The organism is Microbacterium psychrotolerans (assembly GCF_031085295.1).
Classification (GTDB): domain Bacteria; phylum Actinomycetota; class Actinomycetes; order Actinomycetales; family Microbacteriaceae; genus Microbacterium; species Microbacterium psychrotolerans.
In genome coordinates, this window is the sequence record NZ_JAVFWO010000005.1 from 303,231 (window position 1) to 318,687 (window position 15,457).

General features: G+C 68.5%; 11 protein-coding genes. All 11 read left to right on the plus strand.

Going from position 1 to position 15,457, the window contains the following annotated elements:
* Positions 1 to 23 precede the first annotated feature (23 nt).
* The 11 genes from Q9R08_RS17330 to Q9R08_RS17380 all read left to right on the plus strand — a co-directional run bounded on the left by Q9R08_RS17330 (position 24) and on the right by Q9R08_RS17380 (position 15,452).
* Entirely contained in the window at positions 24 to 548 is a 525-nt protein-coding gene (locus Q9R08_RS17330; RefSeq protein WP_308869397.1) for a TetR/AcrR family transcriptional regulator, read from the plus strand.
* A 308-nt stretch (positions 549 to 856) separates the two neighbouring features.
* Positions 857 to 4,408 carry an Ig-like domain-containing protein gene (locus tag Q9R08_RS17335; protein ID WP_308869398.1) on the plus strand — a complete coding sequence of 1,184 codons (3,552 nt, stop codon included), beginning with the start codon at positions 857 to 859 and terminating at the stop codon, positions 4,406 to 4,408.
* A gap of 178 nt (positions 4,409 to 4,586) precedes the next feature.
* Entirely contained in the window at positions 4,587 to 5,627 is a 1,041-nt protein-coding gene (locus tag Q9R08_RS17340; RefSeq protein WP_308869400.1) for a LacI family DNA-binding transcriptional regulator, read from the plus strand.
* A 140-nt stretch (positions 5,628 to 5,767) separates the two neighbouring features.
* The gene (locus Q9R08_RS17345; protein ID WP_308869401.1) at positions 5,768 to 7,141 is read left to right on the plus strand and encodes an ABC transporter substrate-binding protein; all 1,374 of its coding nucleotides are present in this window, start codon (positions 5,768 to 5,770) and stop codon (positions 7,139 to 7,141) included.
* A 65-nt stretch (positions 7,142 to 7,206) separates the two neighbouring features.
* Positions 7,207 to 8,241 carry a carbohydrate ABC transporter permease gene (locus Q9R08_RS17350; RefSeq protein WP_308869402.1) on the plus strand — a complete coding sequence of 345 codons (1,035 nt, stop codon included), beginning with the start codon at positions 7,207 to 7,209 and terminating at the stop codon, positions 8,239 to 8,241.
* Positions 8,238 to 9,128 (plus strand): carbohydrate ABC transporter permease, encoded by an 891-nt coding sequence (locus tag Q9R08_RS17355; protein ID WP_308869403.1) that lies wholly within the window; start codon positions 8,238 to 8,240, stop codon positions 9,126 to 9,128. The genes Q9R08_RS17350 and Q9R08_RS17355 overlap by 4 nt, the downstream gene beginning before the upstream one ends.
* Complete coding sequence (locus Q9R08_RS17360) at positions 9,125 to 9,856, plus strand: hypothetical protein (RefSeq protein WP_308869404.1); 732 nt, start codon at positions 9,125 to 9,127, stop codon at positions 9,854 to 9,856. Before Q9R08_RS17355 ends, Q9R08_RS17360 begins: the two co-directional genes overlap by 4 nt.
* On the plus strand, positions 9,853 to 11,982 hold the full coding sequence (locus tag Q9R08_RS17365; protein WP_308869405.1) for an alpha-galactosidase: 2,130 nt from the start codon (positions 9,853 to 9,855) through the stop codon (positions 11,980 to 11,982). The genes Q9R08_RS17360 and Q9R08_RS17365 overlap by 4 nt, the downstream gene beginning before the upstream one ends.
* A complete protein-coding gene (locus Q9R08_RS17370) occupies positions 11,975 to 12,874 on the plus strand; it encodes a family 43 glycosylhydrolase (protein ID WP_308869406.1) in 900 nt (299 codons plus the stop codon). The genes Q9R08_RS17365 and Q9R08_RS17370 overlap by 8 nt, the downstream gene beginning before the upstream one ends.
* Complete coding sequence (locus tag Q9R08_RS17375) at positions 12,871 to 13,839, plus strand: hydroxyacid dehydrogenase (RefSeq protein ID WP_308869407.1); 969 nt, start codon at positions 12,871 to 12,873, stop codon at positions 13,837 to 13,839. Before Q9R08_RS17370 ends, Q9R08_RS17375 begins: the two co-directional genes overlap by 4 nt.
* Positions 13,840 to 13,865: 26 nt before the next feature.
* Positions 13,866 to 15,452, plus strand: a complete 1,587-nt coding sequence (locus tag Q9R08_RS17380) for a glycoside hydrolase family 43 protein (protein WP_308869408.1) — start codon at positions 13,866 to 13,868, stop codon at positions 15,450 to 15,452.
* Positions 15,453 to 15,457: the final 5 nt, after the last annotated feature.

The following is a 15,457-nucleotide window of genomic DNA, read 5'->3' on the forward strand; positions in this document are numbered from 1 at the left end:
AATAGCCATCGGGAGGATGCCGCATGCCGACGCCGGAGCGCACGTCGTACGCCGAGATCATCGCCGCCGGGCGCGATCTCCTCGAGGAGTCTGGGCTTGCCGGTCTCACGATGCAGCGGGTCGCGGAGCGCGTGGGCGTGCGTGCGCCGTCGCTCTACAAGCGGGTCCGCGATCGCGACGCGCTCATCGAGGCGGTGGCCGCGGCGACGGTGGACGACCTGACGGCCCGGCTGGAGGCATCCGATCGCTCCCTCGAAGGGCTTGCCCGCGCGTACCGCGCCCTGGCACAGAGCCGGCCCGAGGGCTTCCGCCTGATGTTCGCCACAGCGGCGCCGCCGGAGCTGCTCGCCCGTGCAGGCCTCACCATCGTCGACAGCGCCGCCGTGATCGCCGGCGAGGAGCATGCGCTGGACGCGGCCCGCATGGTGACCGCATGGGCGACGGGGTTCATCCACATGGAGCTGGCGGGAGCCTTCCGGCTCGGCGGCGACGTGGACGCCGCCTTCGAGTACGGGCTCGTCGCGCTGCGGCGAGGACTCGGCGGCTGACGGTCGCCGAGTTCTGGCTGCGCCCCCGCGACGGTGGTCGCGCCGCTGATCCGAGGCTCGGATCGCCGCGCAGACGGCGGGGGCATCGGCGAGATCGTCTCGTCGACGGGGACCACATCGCGAGCGCCGGCCGAGGGTGAGGGCGGTGCGGCCATCGCAGCCCGTCACCTCGGAAACTCGGAAAAGGCTTGCCGAGGATTGCCGGACGTGGCAAAGTCTGCATGGCAAACGCTATCCACTTCGCGACTGAGGTGGACTTCCGCAAGCGAAGACGCAAGCGAAGGACCTCGAGGAAAGGGCACGACGCGATGCTGCGTACACCGAAGCACACCACCACGAACCGCGGAAGGAGAGGGATCGGCGTTCTCGTCGCCACGGCGATCGGCCTTTCCGCGCTCACCGCCGCACCGACGAGCGCCGTTGCCGCCGAAGCGCCGGCGGCACCTGAGATCGTCGAATCAGTCAGCCCGGAGGGCTTCCAGCATCCGGGGATCGGCGTCACGGCCGATCAGCTGCGGAACGTCCAGGAGCAGCTCGCGGCGGGTGCCGAGCCCTGGACGAGCTACTACGCGGCGATGGCCCAGACCAAATACGCCTCCCGCGCCTACGTCGCGCAGAACCAAGGCGCGACGGACGAGCAGCCGAAGGACAACTCCTACAACGAGGTCGCCATGCGCTCCCGCGCGCACGACGACAGCCTCGGTGCGCTCACCCAGGCGGTGATGTATGCGGCGACGGGCGAGGAGGTGTACCGGGCCAACGCCCTGCACGTGCTGCGCACCTGGAGCAGCCTCGACCCTGCCGCCTATGCCTACTTCGCCGATGCCCACATCCACACCGGCGTTCCGCTGTACTACTTCGTGACCGCGGCGGAGATCGTCCGTGCCACCGAGCCCGCCAACGACACGCTCGACGGCTACGACCTGCGCTGGACCGAGCGCGATCAGCAGCGAGCAGAGGACAACCTCGTCCGCCCCACGCTCGAGACGTTCCTGTTCTCGCAGAATCGCCTGTGGAACCAGCACACTTACGGGGTGCTCGGCATGATCGCCGCGGCGATCTTCCTGGACGACGCGCAGCTCTACGCCGAGCGCGTCGAGTGGTTCTCGGTGAACTCGACCTATGAGAGCGAGCACATCATCAACGGGGGAGATGTCAACGGGGGCCTCGCCTCGCTCATCCGGTCGATCGACGCCGACGATCCGATGAACCCCTACGGAAAGGATTTCGTCGAGCTCCTCGAGATGGCACGGGATCAGGCGCATGCCGAGGGCGACATCACGACGCTGAGCGCGGCCGCGCGCATCGTCAACAATCAGGGCACGCGCCTCGACCCCGTCGCGGGCACGGTCTCCACGGCTGAGGATGCGGTCTCGCCGTACGGCTTCCTCGACGATCGGCTCCTCAAGGGCGCCGATGTCTTCGCGGAGTTCATGATGGGGGGCGAGCCGCCCTTCGTCGACACGTCGGGGGGCGCGAGCACGCTGTCGCAGGCTTATCGAGGGCGCCTGCGCGACCTCATGAGCGACCTGTACTACCAGTACACGTACATTGAGGGCGTCGACGTCGAAGCGGAGGCACCTCACCTGGCGCTGCTGCACGAGCAGTCCGACGGTCCTCTGTACTACTACGGGTCCGCGATCGAGAACTTCTGGAACCCTCGCGGCTCCGACTTCACGGACTCCGAGTCGTGGCTCGCGTTCCCCTCGGAGCTGGCGGAACAGGACGTGAAGGTTCCGCTGCCGGCCTCGTCGGCTGAGGTCTCGCCTGTGAAGTACGGGTTCGCCGTGGGGCGCGGCGCCAAACTCCTGACCGACGACGACGGCGCGGACATCGCACGCCTCAACCCGAACCGCGGCGACGCCGTCGTCGCCATCCGCCGCATGGTGTGGAGCACGGGCGCGACATCGCTCGTCGGCATCCGTGTGCGCACCCAGGGACGGGCGACACTGCAGGCCTCCGCAACCGAGACCTCCGAGCCGTTCTCGGCCATCGCCCTGCCCGACACGAAGGGAGAGTGGACCACGGTGTGGGCGGATGTCGGGCAGGCGGTCGCGGCGGGCAAGCCCGTCGGGCAGCACATCCTCTTGCTGCGCGCGCTGGATTCGAAGTCGCCGGTCGATGTCGGGGGCGTCGTCGCCGACGCCGCCCGCACCATTACGCCGCCGGTCTTCGCGGACGGACCAGACCTCGCGTTCGTCGCGGTCGCGGGTGAGTCGATCGCGCGGCCGATCACCGTGACGGATGCCGACTCCGACCGTGCGCTATCACTGCAGGGCGCGCCGCGCGGAGCGAGCATCAGCGCCGATGGCGTGTTCACCTGGACTCCGGCGTCTGCGGGCGAGGAGCAGTTGCTCGTGGTCGCCGCCGACGGAGAGGCGACGACGACCCTGTCGGTCACCGTGACGGTGGCGGCGGACCGCGAGGGGGCGATCGCGGGGACGCTGGAGGGCCTGGAGGACTCCGCGCAGTACACGAGCGTGAGCTGGGCGGCTGTCGGGGCCGCCGTATCGGCCGCGCGGGCGGGTGTCGCGGCCGACGCTGCCACGTTCGCGGCGCTCCTCGAGGACCTCCGGCTCGCGGTGGCGCAACTGGACTTGCTCAATCCCCGACTCGACGATGGAACGCTGGACTACTCGCTCACGGTGACGTCGCCCGAGCTCTCGCAGACGACGCTGCGCGCGCTCGTGGACGGTTCCAACCAGACCACCTGGGGGGACCGCCGTGACAACTCCGTCGAGCTCGATTTCGGGGCGGGTTACCGCGTGCAGGCGGATCGTTTCGGTCTGCTCGCGCGTGACACCTTCGCCAATCGGTCGGAGGGTACCAACGTCTACGGCTCGAACGACGCCGTCTCGTGGACTCTCCTCACGGAGCATCCGAACGAGGGCAGCGACGCCGGTGTCGAGTACATCGACGTGCGGGACGAGGTGCGGGCCCTGCGTTACCGCTACATCCGGCTGCAGATCGACGAGCCCGGAGCGCCGACCGACCCCGCGTACCCCGGGATCTGGACACAGGCGGACTTCCGCATCGACGGCGTGCGCACGGAGGTGACGCTCGAGGACCAGCTCGCCGAGGCGCGAGCCGCCGATCTGTCGGGGTCCTCACGCGCCTCTGTCGTGCTCTTCGCGAGGGAGCTCGACGCCGTGACCACGGCGGCGGGGGATCCGGACGCCGACACCGTCGCGCTCGTCGCGCGCCTGCACGCGGCGTGGGACCTGCTCGGCGATCCGCCTTTCGACACGCTCGACGTCGCGTCGAGCTGGGTGACGGCGAGCACGCGCTCGTGGGACGGCAAGCGAGACGCCGCCGCCAACGGCTGGGCGATGTTCGACGGCGATCTCGCCACCTTCACCGACACGACCTCCGCGTCGGGTTGGGTGAGCGTCGTGCCCACCGACGGGCGTCAGCTCACCGTCGAGGGCGTGCGCTTCGCACCTCGCGCCACATTCGCATCTCGGGCTCAGGGGATCCAGTTCCAGGGGTCATCAGACGGCGGCGTGACGTGGACGACGTTCGCGAGCGTCACCCGTGCGACCGACGGCTGGAACCGGATCGACCTCAGTGTGCCCGTGGCGACCATCGCCGTCCGCGTGTTGGCGACGTCGGGGAACACGAATCTGGCAGAGGTCGAACTGATCTCCAGCACGGCGGATCGCAGCGCGCTCATCCTCTACCTCGACGAGACGAAAGGTCTGACGCAAGCCGAATGGACGCCCGACTCCTGGGCTGGGTACACCGAAGCACGAGCAGACGCGCAGACCTTGGTGGATGCCGCTGAAACCGACCAGGCGGCGATCGATGCGCTCGCCGCGGCGCTCGCCGCCGCGATCGACGGGCTCGAGCGAGCCGACTGATACGCACGTCGACGTCCGGCCCGCGTGCGGAATGCCCTGCGGGCCGGACGCGCGTGCTCGTGGGGCGGGGAGTCATGCGCGGCGGGATGCGCTCGCCTGACGGCTCTCCGATCGTCGGTCGAGGCCGGTGTCCAGAAATCTGGATAGCGTTACCTCATCAACCGGATCGGGGAGAAGCATGTCGAAATCCGATAAACCTGCCACGCTCGCCGACGTCGCTCGGCTGGCGGGCGTGTCGGTCCCGGCAGCCTCGCGCGCGCTCAACGGTGGCGTGCGGGGCCGCCAGAGCGGCTCGGCGGAGCTTCGGAGCCGTGTGGAGGAAGCGGCACGCACGCTGGGCTACTCCGTCAGTCCCGCCGCCCAGACCATGAAGGGCGGCCGTTCGCGGACGGTGGCCTTCATCGTCGGCGACATCGACGACTTCGGATCGGCCACGATGATCTCCGGCATGATGCACGCTGCCGAGGAGCGAGGCATCTCCGTCGCCGTGCGCACCACCCGCGATGAGCCCGCACGCGAACTCGAGATCCTCACGCAGCTCCGCGGCGAGCGTCATCTCGCCGTGGTGATGGCGACCAGCCGGACGACCGACTCCGCGCGGGAGGCCTCGGTGCAGGAGCATCTGATGGTGCTGCGCGACCATGGCGCGAGGATCGTCGTCATCGGCGACAACGACCTGGGCTTTCCCACCGTCACCGTGGACAACCGTCGCGCGGCGAGCCTGCTCGCCGAGGGACTCGCCCGAGCCGGTCAGCGTCGTTTCGCGATCGTGTCGGGGCCGGAGGGCGAGATCACCGCCCTCGAGCGGGTCGGCGGTTTCGTCGAGGGCCTCGCGGCGCAGGGCATCCTGATCGACGGGCGGGACATCGTTCACACCGAGTTCTCACGCGACGGCGGCTACCGCGCCGCCGATCTGCTGGGCGACCGCATCGGCGACCTGGACGTCATCGCCGCAATGAGCGATGCGATGGCCGTCGGGGTCATCGCCCGGCTCCGCGAGCTGGCGCCGGATGTCCTCGCCGACATCGAAGTGACCGGCTTCGACCATGTGCCCATGCTGGGCGACGTCCTCCCTGAGTTCAGCACGGTCGAGGTGCCGCTGGAAGAGTTCGGCGGCGCAGCACTCGGTCTCGTGCTGGACGAGCATCCGGCCGAGGTTGATGAGATCGCCCTCACGGCGACGCCTATCCTGCACGGAGCACCGCTCATCACGGCCTGACCGCACCCCGCGATCCGGCCCTCAGGCGTTCGCCCGCGCCCGCGATGGAAAGCGCTTTCGATGCGGGGTGGCAAACGTTGTCCACTTTGAGGTACTCTCTCCGAGACGGAAACGTTCGAGCACGAATCAAGGGAGATCACATGCACAACGCAACGACGCGGGCGGGAGTGTGCGCCCGCACGGGCCGCCGTTCGCCGTGGATGGCCGGCGCAGCCGGCCTTGCCGTGGCCGCACTTGCACTCGCGGGCTGCGGCAGCTCGGGCGACAAGGAGGGCGAGGGCGGCTCATCCACCGAGAAGACGACCATCCGCTTTCTCTATGCCACCGGCGACGAGACCTGGAACGCGGTGGTCGACGCCGTCGTCGAGGCCTTCAATGAGCAGAGCGACACGACGACCGTGCAGCTCGACCCGCTTCCGGCCGGCAGCGACTACGCCACGGCGCTCAAGACGATGGATGCCACCGGCAACTGGCCAGCGGTGGTCGACATGCGTGACACCCTCACTTACGTGGATGCCGGCAAGCTGGCTCCTATTCCCGATTCGGTGACCGAACTCATCGAGCCCGAGGCGGTCGGGACCGCGTCCGACGGGAACGTCTACACCGTGCCGTACAGCGCCCTGAACGGCGAGATCGGCCTCAACATCGTCTACAACAAGGACTACTTCGAGGAGAACGACCTCGAAGTGCCGGAGACGTACGACGACTTCCTGGATCTGATGGCCGACATCGCCGCGAACGGAGACGCTCCGCTGGCCACCGCGGCGGCCGAGGTGTGGCCGAGCGACCAGTTGTGGAAACAGCTCGCCGCGCCGTACTTCGCGCAGTGGGGCGACCAGGGCGGCTTCTGGACCGCGGCAGAGAACGGCGACGCGACGATCGAAGACCTTCGCGAGCCGCTCCAGGAGCTCCTCGACATCACGAACGAGTACGTGCTCGACGGATGGCAGTCGACCGCCGACGCGCAGACGACCACGCTGCTCGTGAACGACATGGCGGTGATGGCGACGTCGTCCGCCGGCATCGGCCGTCTCAACGACATCAACAAGGTCGATGCCGACTTCAACGCCGGGCTGTTCATCATCCCGTCCGAGGACGGCTCCATCAACGTGCTCAAGAACGCCGTGAACGGCGACACCGCCGGCGGTCTCGCGATCTCGGCGCAGGCGGCCGAGGACGACGACGAGTACGCGTCGGCGACGGAGTTCCTCGAGTTCTTCTACCAGGTCGACACCGCGAACCTCATGGAGGAGAACGGCTGGCTCGCGCCCAACATCGTGGCCGCCGACGAGGTCGAGCGGAACACGTCGATCCCGGGTGCGGCCGACTACTTCGCCCTGCTCGAGAACCCGAACCTCGTCTGGTACGAGAACGTCTCGGCGCTGTCGACGTTCAGCGCGTTCAACACGTTCTTCCGTCAGGCGCGCATCGAGATGCAGGACGGCCAGTCCTCGATCGACGACACCATCGCGAAGGTCCAGGCCGAGTTCGACAAGACGGTCGCCGCGGGCTGACCCACACGTGACGCGGTGCCCGGGCGACGCCCGGGCACCACGATCCGGGAGCCGAGGAGGCCTCCATGACCGATCAGAGTGCACTGCAAGGGCAGACCCAGGTGGTCGGCACCGCCGTCCGCCTCACCGGAGAAGGTCCGCTCGACGGTGCGCCCGTGGGCGTCGCCGACGACGTCCCCTTCGTTCCACGCGGTCCCGACACCGAGAAGCGGCGCACGCGGCGCTTCCGCTCGGTGCGCTGGGCCATGCTCGGCTTCATCGCCCCCGCGCTCATCATCTACCTGCTGATGGTGATCCTCCCGTCGCTGCAGTCGCTCCAGCTCAGCTTCACCGACTGGGACGGCATCAGCCCCGACTACGCCTACGTCGGAACGCGCAACTACGAAGAGATCCTGGCGAGCGGCCGGTTCTGGAACGCGGTCAAGAACACCCTCATCCTGGGGCTCGGCTCGGCGGTGATCATCAATGCGATCTCGCTCGGCGTCGCACTCATGCTCGACAAGGTCGGGCGGTGGCAGGGCCTGTTCCGCACGGCCGTCTACCTTCCCTCGCTCGTGAGCGCCTTCATCCTCGCGACGATCTGGAAGTACCTGCTCAATTACAACTTCGGCGCGGTCAACATGTTCCTCCGCGATATCGGCCTGCCGGACTGGGCGCGCGACTGGCTGGGCGACAGCACGATCGTGGTGGGGGTCATCCTCTTCATCACGTGCTTCACCCTCGGCGGCAACACGACGCTCATATACCTCGCCAACCTGCAGTCGGTGCCGCAGGACCTCATCGAGGCCGCCCGCATCGACGGCGCCAACAGCCGCCAGGTGTTCCGCCACGTGACGTGGCCGATGCTGGCGGGTGCGGTGACGGTCAATATGACGCTGGCCATGATCGCCGGGTGGACCATCTTCGATCAGGTCATGGTGCTCACCTCCGGCGGCCCGGGGTTCGTGAGCGAGACCATGGCGTTCTTCATCTACAAGGTCGGCTTCGGCGAGTACCGAGCGGGATTCGGCAGCGCCGCCGCGATCGTGCTGTTCCTGGTGGTCATCATCAGCACCGTTGCCGCCAACGCCTACATGCGCAAGAGGGAGATCCAGGCATGAGCACCGAGACCGAGCTGCTCGTCACCCCGGAGCAGAGCCCCGCGCGTCGCCGGCCGAAGCGCAAGAAGCTGACCGTCGGCCAGATCGTAGTGATGGTCGTCCTCGCGATGCTGGTGCTGATCGTCGCGAGTCCGGTGATCTACGCCCTGCTGAACTCGTTCCGTTCGTATGCCGAGATCACGATGGACCCGATGGGGCTCCCCACGCAGTTCACGCTGGACAACTACATCCAGCTGTTCCAGCAGACCGATTACGGCGAAGCGCTGGTCAACACCCTCATCATCACCGTTGCGACCGTCGTGCTGCTCATCGCGATCGTGCCGATGGCCGCGTACGGCATCGAACGTGTCGGGGGCCGCACCTCACGCCTCATGTACATCCTGTTCATCGCCGGCCTCATGATCCCGTTCCAGGTGCGGATGATCCCGCTCGTCAAGGGATTCGACGACGTCGGGCTCTACAGCACCCTGACCAGCGTCGTCCTGGTGCATCTCGGAGGAGCGGCGAGCTTCGGCATCCTGCTGTACTGCAGCTTCATCAAGGGCATCCCGATCGAGGTGGAGGAAGCGGCGAACATGGACGGCGCCGGGCGTCTGCGGACATTCTGGTCGATCGTGTTCCCGATGCTGCTGCCGGTGACCTCGGCGTTCATCATCATCCAGGCGCTCGGTCTCTGGAACGACTTCTTCATCCCGCTGGTCTTCCTCGACTCATCGTCGGCCGGCACGATCAACGTCGCGATCAACCGCATGGTGGGGCTGCTCACGTCCCAGTGGCAGCTCATCTACACGGGAGCGATCCTCGCGATCATCCCGTCGGTGGCGATCTTCGCGGCCTTCCAGCGCTACTTCATCAAGGGCATGTCCGTCGGGGCGGTGAAGGGATGACCGCCCAGGCGCCGTCGAAGCCGGTCAGCGCTCTCGGCCGCCTTCGCGGGCTCGCCGCGCTCGAGGGTCCGCTGGCCACGACGGTGCTGACGGTCTTCCAGTACTTCCTGGTGTCCGTCTCGTTCTGGGGATGCCTCGTCCCGGCATTCGCCTTCCTGGCGCTGGTCGGCTGGCAGCCGACGCACGTGGCGCTGTGGCTCGGTGCCCTTTCGCTGCTCCCGGTCGTTCCGGCGGTGTACGCGCTGCTGCGGAGCTCGCGGCGGCTGCTCGCCGAGCGAGGGACAGCGCGAGCCGGGCGTGTCTTCTGGACATCGTTTGCCCAGGCGTGCCGCACGCTGGCGTGGGCCGCGCTCTCCGTCGGCGTCCTGGCGCTGCTGCTCGCATACGACCTCGCTCTGTTCGGAGCCTCCGACGCCATGCTGCTGTTCGCAGTCGGTGTCGCCGTCGTCGTCCTGGTCCTGGTGATCGGTATCTGCGCGGCCACCGCAAGGCGGTCCGAACACCGGCCGATCGATGTCACCACGGCCGCCGTGAAGGCGATCGCCCGTCGGCCCCACGTGGCGCTGAGCTGGCTGCTTCTGGTCGCGCTCGGCATCGGGGCCATGACGCTCCCGGTCATCGGCTCGGCTCTGGCGATGTTCCTCCCCGCCCTGCTGGCAGTCGGCATCCACATCTGCAACGACGCCCTGCGTCTTCCGCTGAACGACGAGACGAGAAAGACTCCGTGACCGACACCGCCCCGCAGCCCATCGACCTCGATGCCCTTCCGGAGGAAGACGACCACGACGAAGCTCTCACCACGTTCCGCGCCCGGGTCGGTGCGTTCGAACTCCACTGGTCGGTCGACGCCCCGCTGTCGGTGGTGATGACCTCGTCTAGCCACGTGGGTCGCGCTGGGGTCGGACTGATCGAGGTGCTCACGTCCGCAGAGCAGCGGGGCCGCACGAGCCAGGCCTACTGGCGATCGGCGGTGGGTGAGCGGTTGCGGGTGCAGGGCTCGCATATCACCTCCGACGGGGGTGCCGAGCGAGCCGTCATCGTGCAGACCGATGCGGTGAGCGGGCTCGAAGTGCGCTCGACCGTCACTGCTCCGCGAGGAACGACGGCACTGCGGATCGAGAGCGTGGTGCGCAACGCGGGACGCGAACCCGTCGTGCTGACGGCGGTCTCCTCGGCCACGATCGGCATCGGCCGATCCAGCTCCGACCTCGATCGGGTCACCTGGGGGAGCGCGGCGAGCGAATGGCTCGCAGAAGACCGATGGCGCGAGACCCCCGTGCGGGAGCTGCTTCCCGACATCTCGCTGCCGTTCCATGGCCAGGACGGGCGCGGTCACGCCGGCGTCACGAGCCACGGGGCATGGTCGAGCGGCGAGCACCTGCCGTGCGGGTATCTCGTGCGCGGCGACGGCGAGGCGCTGGCCTGGCAGATCGAGACCAGCGCAGGCTGGCACGCCGATCTGTCGCAGACCCGCAACGGCGGCGTGCTGTCGCTCCTGGGTCCGACCGACCTGGAGCACCAGTTCGCCCACGAACTGCTTCCAGGGGAAAGCTTCACCGCCGTGCCCGTCGCCATCGCCGCCTCCGCCGAGGCCCGCGACGGTGTGATCGCCGGACTGACGCGCTACCGCCGTTGGCTTCGGCGTGATGTCGCCGGTGAGGCGCTGCCGGTCGTGTACAACGACTTCATGAACACGCTCATGGGGCAGCCGACGACCGAGCAGCTGCTGCCGCTGATCCGTGGGGCCGCCGCGGCGGGCGCCGAGGTGTTCTGCATCGATGCGGGATGGTTCGCCGATCCCGCGATCGGCGATTGGTGGTCCACTGTCGGGGAGTGGCGTGAAGCGACCGCCCGCTTCGGCGAAGGAGGCCTGCGCCGTGTCATCGACGAAATCCACCGACAGGGGATGTCGTCCGGACTCTGGCTCGAGCCCGAGGTCGTCGGCGTCGACAGTCCGGCGGCCGCGCGGCTTCCCGACGAGGCCTTCTTCCAGCGGTTCGGCCGGCGGGTGCAGGAGGACCGCCGCTACCACCTGGACTTCCGGCATCCTGCCGTCCGGGGCCACCTCGACGCGACGGTCGACCACTTGGTCGAGGAATACGGCATCCGCTATCTGAAACTCGACTACAACATCAACCCGGGCGCCGGCACCGAGCGCAACGCGACCACGGCGGGCGATGGGCTGCTCGCTCACACCCGGGCCTTCCAGGACTGGCTCGTGCGCGTGCAGCAGCGGCATCCGTCGCTGCGTATCGAGAACTGCAGCTCGGGCGCCATGCGCGCCGACTACGCACTGCTCTCAGTCACGCACCTGCAGTCCACGAGCGATCAGCAGGACTTCCTCCTGTACCCGCCGATCGCGGCGTCGGCGCCGGCATCCATCCTTCCCGAGCAATGCGGCAACTGGGCGTACCCGTCGTCCGAGATGAGCGACGACGAGACGGCGTTCACGCTCGTGACAGGTCTGAGCGGCCGGCTTTATCTGTCGGGGTTCCTCGAAGAACTGCGTCCCGCACAACGCGATCGGGTTGCCGAGGCCGTGGCGCTGCACAAGGCGCTTCGCGGAGAACTGGCCGACGCGACTCCGTTCTGGCCGCTGGGGCTTCCCGCCTGGGACGCGCCGACCGTATGTCTTGGGCTGCGCACCGGCTCGGGCGACCTGCTGTTCGTCTGGGATCGGGATGCCGCGCCGGCGGCGTTCACCCTCCCCGATGTCTCGGGCGAGGTCGAGGTGCTGTTCCCCGCTGCGCCTACCGACGGCTCCGGGTGGCGGCTCGCGACCACGGTGGCAGGATTGTCCGTGGCCACATCGGCAGGGCTGGGAGCGCGCGTGCTCAAGGTGCGCCGTGGCTGAGCCCGGGTCGATCCTCCCCGGCCGGGTGTTCATCGACGACCGCGGCAGGACGGCGCAGCTGCACGGCATCGGGCTGCAGCGGATCGGCGACCGCTGGTACGCGTGGGGTGAGGACAAGGCAGCGCACGATCGGTTCACCGCCGTCGCCTGCTACTCGTCGATCGACCTGGCCAGCTGGCGTTTCGAGGGTGACGCACTGACCTCCGCCGCCGGCGACATCGCACCGGACCGGATCGTCGAGCGCCCGAAGGTCCTACAGCGACCCGACGGCAGGTGGGTTATGTTCTTGCACGTCGACAGCCAGGACTACTCCTTCGCGCGAGTCGGCTACGCGGTGGCCGATCGACCCGAAGGCCCCTATGAGTACGTGCGCAGTGAGCGCCCGCTCGGCAACCTCAGCCGCGACATCGGAGTGTTCCAGGAGGACGGTGTCGCATACCTGCTGTCGGAGGACCGCGACAACGGTCTCCACATCTATCGCCTGCGTGAGGACTACCTCGGAGTCGACTCGATTGTGACGACCCTGCGGCAGCAGGCGAAGCCCGAGATCGGCTACGAATCGCCCGCGGTCGTCCGCCATCGAGGGCGGTACCACCTGTTCGGCTCGGATCTGACCGGCTGGAGCATGAACGACAACATGTGCACCAGTGCGGACTCGCTCGCGGGTCCATGGGCGGACTGGCAGCCGATCGCCGCGCTCGGCGCGCGCACATTCGAATCGCAGGTGAGCGTCGTAGCCGCCGTCGGCGACGGCGTCGTGTACATCGGAGACCGCTGGACCCCCGACGACCTGGCCGAATCGCCCGCCGTCTGGCTGCCCCTGCGGTTCGACGACGGCCATCCCCGCCTGCAGTGGCGTGAGGCCTGGAGCATCGAGGAGCTGTACGCATGAGAGCCGCACTGCTGATGAATCCCGCGCTCGTCCCCTTCGTGTTCGGCGACGTGGAGAGGTCACGGCTCGAGAAGATCCTCGAGATCGACACGACTCAGGCGGTGACCTCGATCGCCGATGTCCCGGCGCGATCGGATGTCGAACTGCTCATCACGGGCTGGGGCGTGACCTCCATCGCCCGCGAGGGCCTCGACGGATTCCCGTCGCTGCGCGCGATCGTCCACTGGGGCGGCGGCGTCGGCTTCCTCGACGCGGAGGCAACCGCGCGCGGCATCCGGGTGTCGTCGGCGCGAGCCGCGAACGCGATCCCGGTCGCCGAGTTCACCGTCGCGATGATCACGCTCGCTGCGAAGGACGCCTTCTGGGCGTCGCGCAGGTACTGTGCCGAGCAGCGGTTCATCGATCGCGAGGCCGAGTTCCCCCGCACCGGGCTCTACCGATCGACCATCGGCATCGTCGGCGCCTCGACGATCGGCTCGCTGGTCATGGAGAGGCTCGCAGAGGCGGATGTCGACATTCTGCTCTTCGATCCCTACGCGACCGTCGAGACCGCCGATCGTGTCGGCGCCGAGCTCGTCGCCGATCTGTGCGAGCTCGCGGCTCGGAGCGACGTCCTGTCGATCCATGCTCCCGAGACGCCGGCGACGATCCGGATGATCTCGGCCGAGGTACTCGCGGCGCTTCCGGACGGGGCGACGGTCGTCAACACTGCACGCGGCGCTCTCATCGATCAGCCGGCTCTCGTCGGGCACCTGCAGCGCGGTCGGCTGCGTGCGATCCTCGATGTCACCGATCCCGATGTCCTCGAGCCGGGGCATCCGCTGTACACCCTGCCCAACGTCTTCCTCACGCCTCACCTGGCCGGGTCGATGGGGAGCGAGTTGCGCCGCCTGGGTGAGGCGGCTCTGGCCGAGATCGAGCGGTTCGTGGCCGGCCGGCCCTTCGCCCACCCGATGCAGCCGTGAGCGCGGCCGGCGCGCCGGCGGCCTCTGTGCCCGCTCTCCGAAATCCCATCCTCCGCGGCTTCAACCCCGACCCGTCGATTCTGCGCGTCGGGTCGGACTACTACATCGCCACGAGCACGTTCGAGTACCACCCGGCCGTGCGCCTGCATCACTCGACCGACCTCGCGCACTGGTCGGCCATCGGCCACGCGCTCGAGGTCGGTTTCGACCTGCGCGGCATCCCGGACTCGGGAGGAGTGTGGGCGCCTAGCCTGTCGTATGCGGACGGCCTGTTCTGGCTGGCGTTCTCCGTCGTGCGCACCATGGACGGCGACGACAAGGACATCGACAACTACCTCGTCACCGCGAGCTCGATGACGGGGCCGTGGAGCGAGCCGGTGCACCTGGGCTCCCGTGGCTTCGATTTCTCGTTCTTCCACGACGCCGATGGAACGCATTGGATCGTCGGAGTGCAGTGGGACCACAGGCCCGAGCATCCGTCGTTCTCTGGTCTCGTGCTCGAGCAGTACCTGCCCGATGAGCAGCGCACGGCCGGCGAGACGACCCTTCTCTACCGCGAGGAGGGACTGGTCGAAGGACCCAACCTGTACAGGATCGGCGACTGGTACTACCTGCTGATCGCCGCCGGCGGCACCGGTTGGAACCATGGCGTCACGATCGCGCGATCGCGCGCCCTGCACGGACCGTATGAACGTGACCCGCGGGAGGCGGTGCTCACCACCCGCGACGCCCCCGGGCATCCGCTGCAGAAGGCCGGGCACGGCGAGCTCGTCCAGACCCGGGCGGGCGACTGGCTCCTGGTGCATCTCGCGAGCCGCCCCACCCTGCATCTCGGCGAGCGGTACAGCACGCTGGGACGGGAGACCTGCCTGCAGCGCGTCGAGATCGACGACGCGGGCTGGCTCCGACTGGTCGGCGGCGGGCATCACGCCAAGGTGGTGGTCGGGTGGGAGGACGCCGAGGTCGAGGACGACCCCGACCCTGCGCCCCGGGAATGGGTGGACGATTTCGACGCACCCGTTCTCGACTCCGTCCGCTGGTCCACGCTGCGCGGGCCGCTGCCGCCGGCGACCGCCGATCTCCTCGCGCGGCCCGGGTGGCTGGCATTGCGCGGCGGGCATTCGCCGGCCTCCGTCTTCGACCAGTCGATGATCCTCACACGGGTGGAGGAGCACGAGGCCGAGTTGGAGATCCTGATCGACTCCGACCCGCGGAGTCCTCGCGAGGCGGCGGGTGTCATCGCCTGGTACGACCGAGCCGGCTGGATCTGGCTGCAGGTCACGTACGACGCCGAGAACGGACGCCACCTCCGCGTGGTGCAGCGCGACGGCGTGAGCGCTCGTTCGGCTCCGATCGTCGTCCCTGACGGGCCGCTCCGCCTGCGCGCCTCCCTCGCCGGTCCAAGGCTCACCTTCGCGTGGGCCGAGCAGACGGGGGAGTGGCGTGAGGTTCCAGGGGTCTTCCCGGCCTGGACGCTGTCGGACGATCACGGCCCGCGACTGCGCTTCACGGGGCTCTTTCTCGGCGTGCGCGCCGACGACCTTGACGGCCGCGGGTGGCGGGCCGACATCGACTACGCCCGCATGCGCTTCGTCGAGGCAGACCACCGCTGATCCGC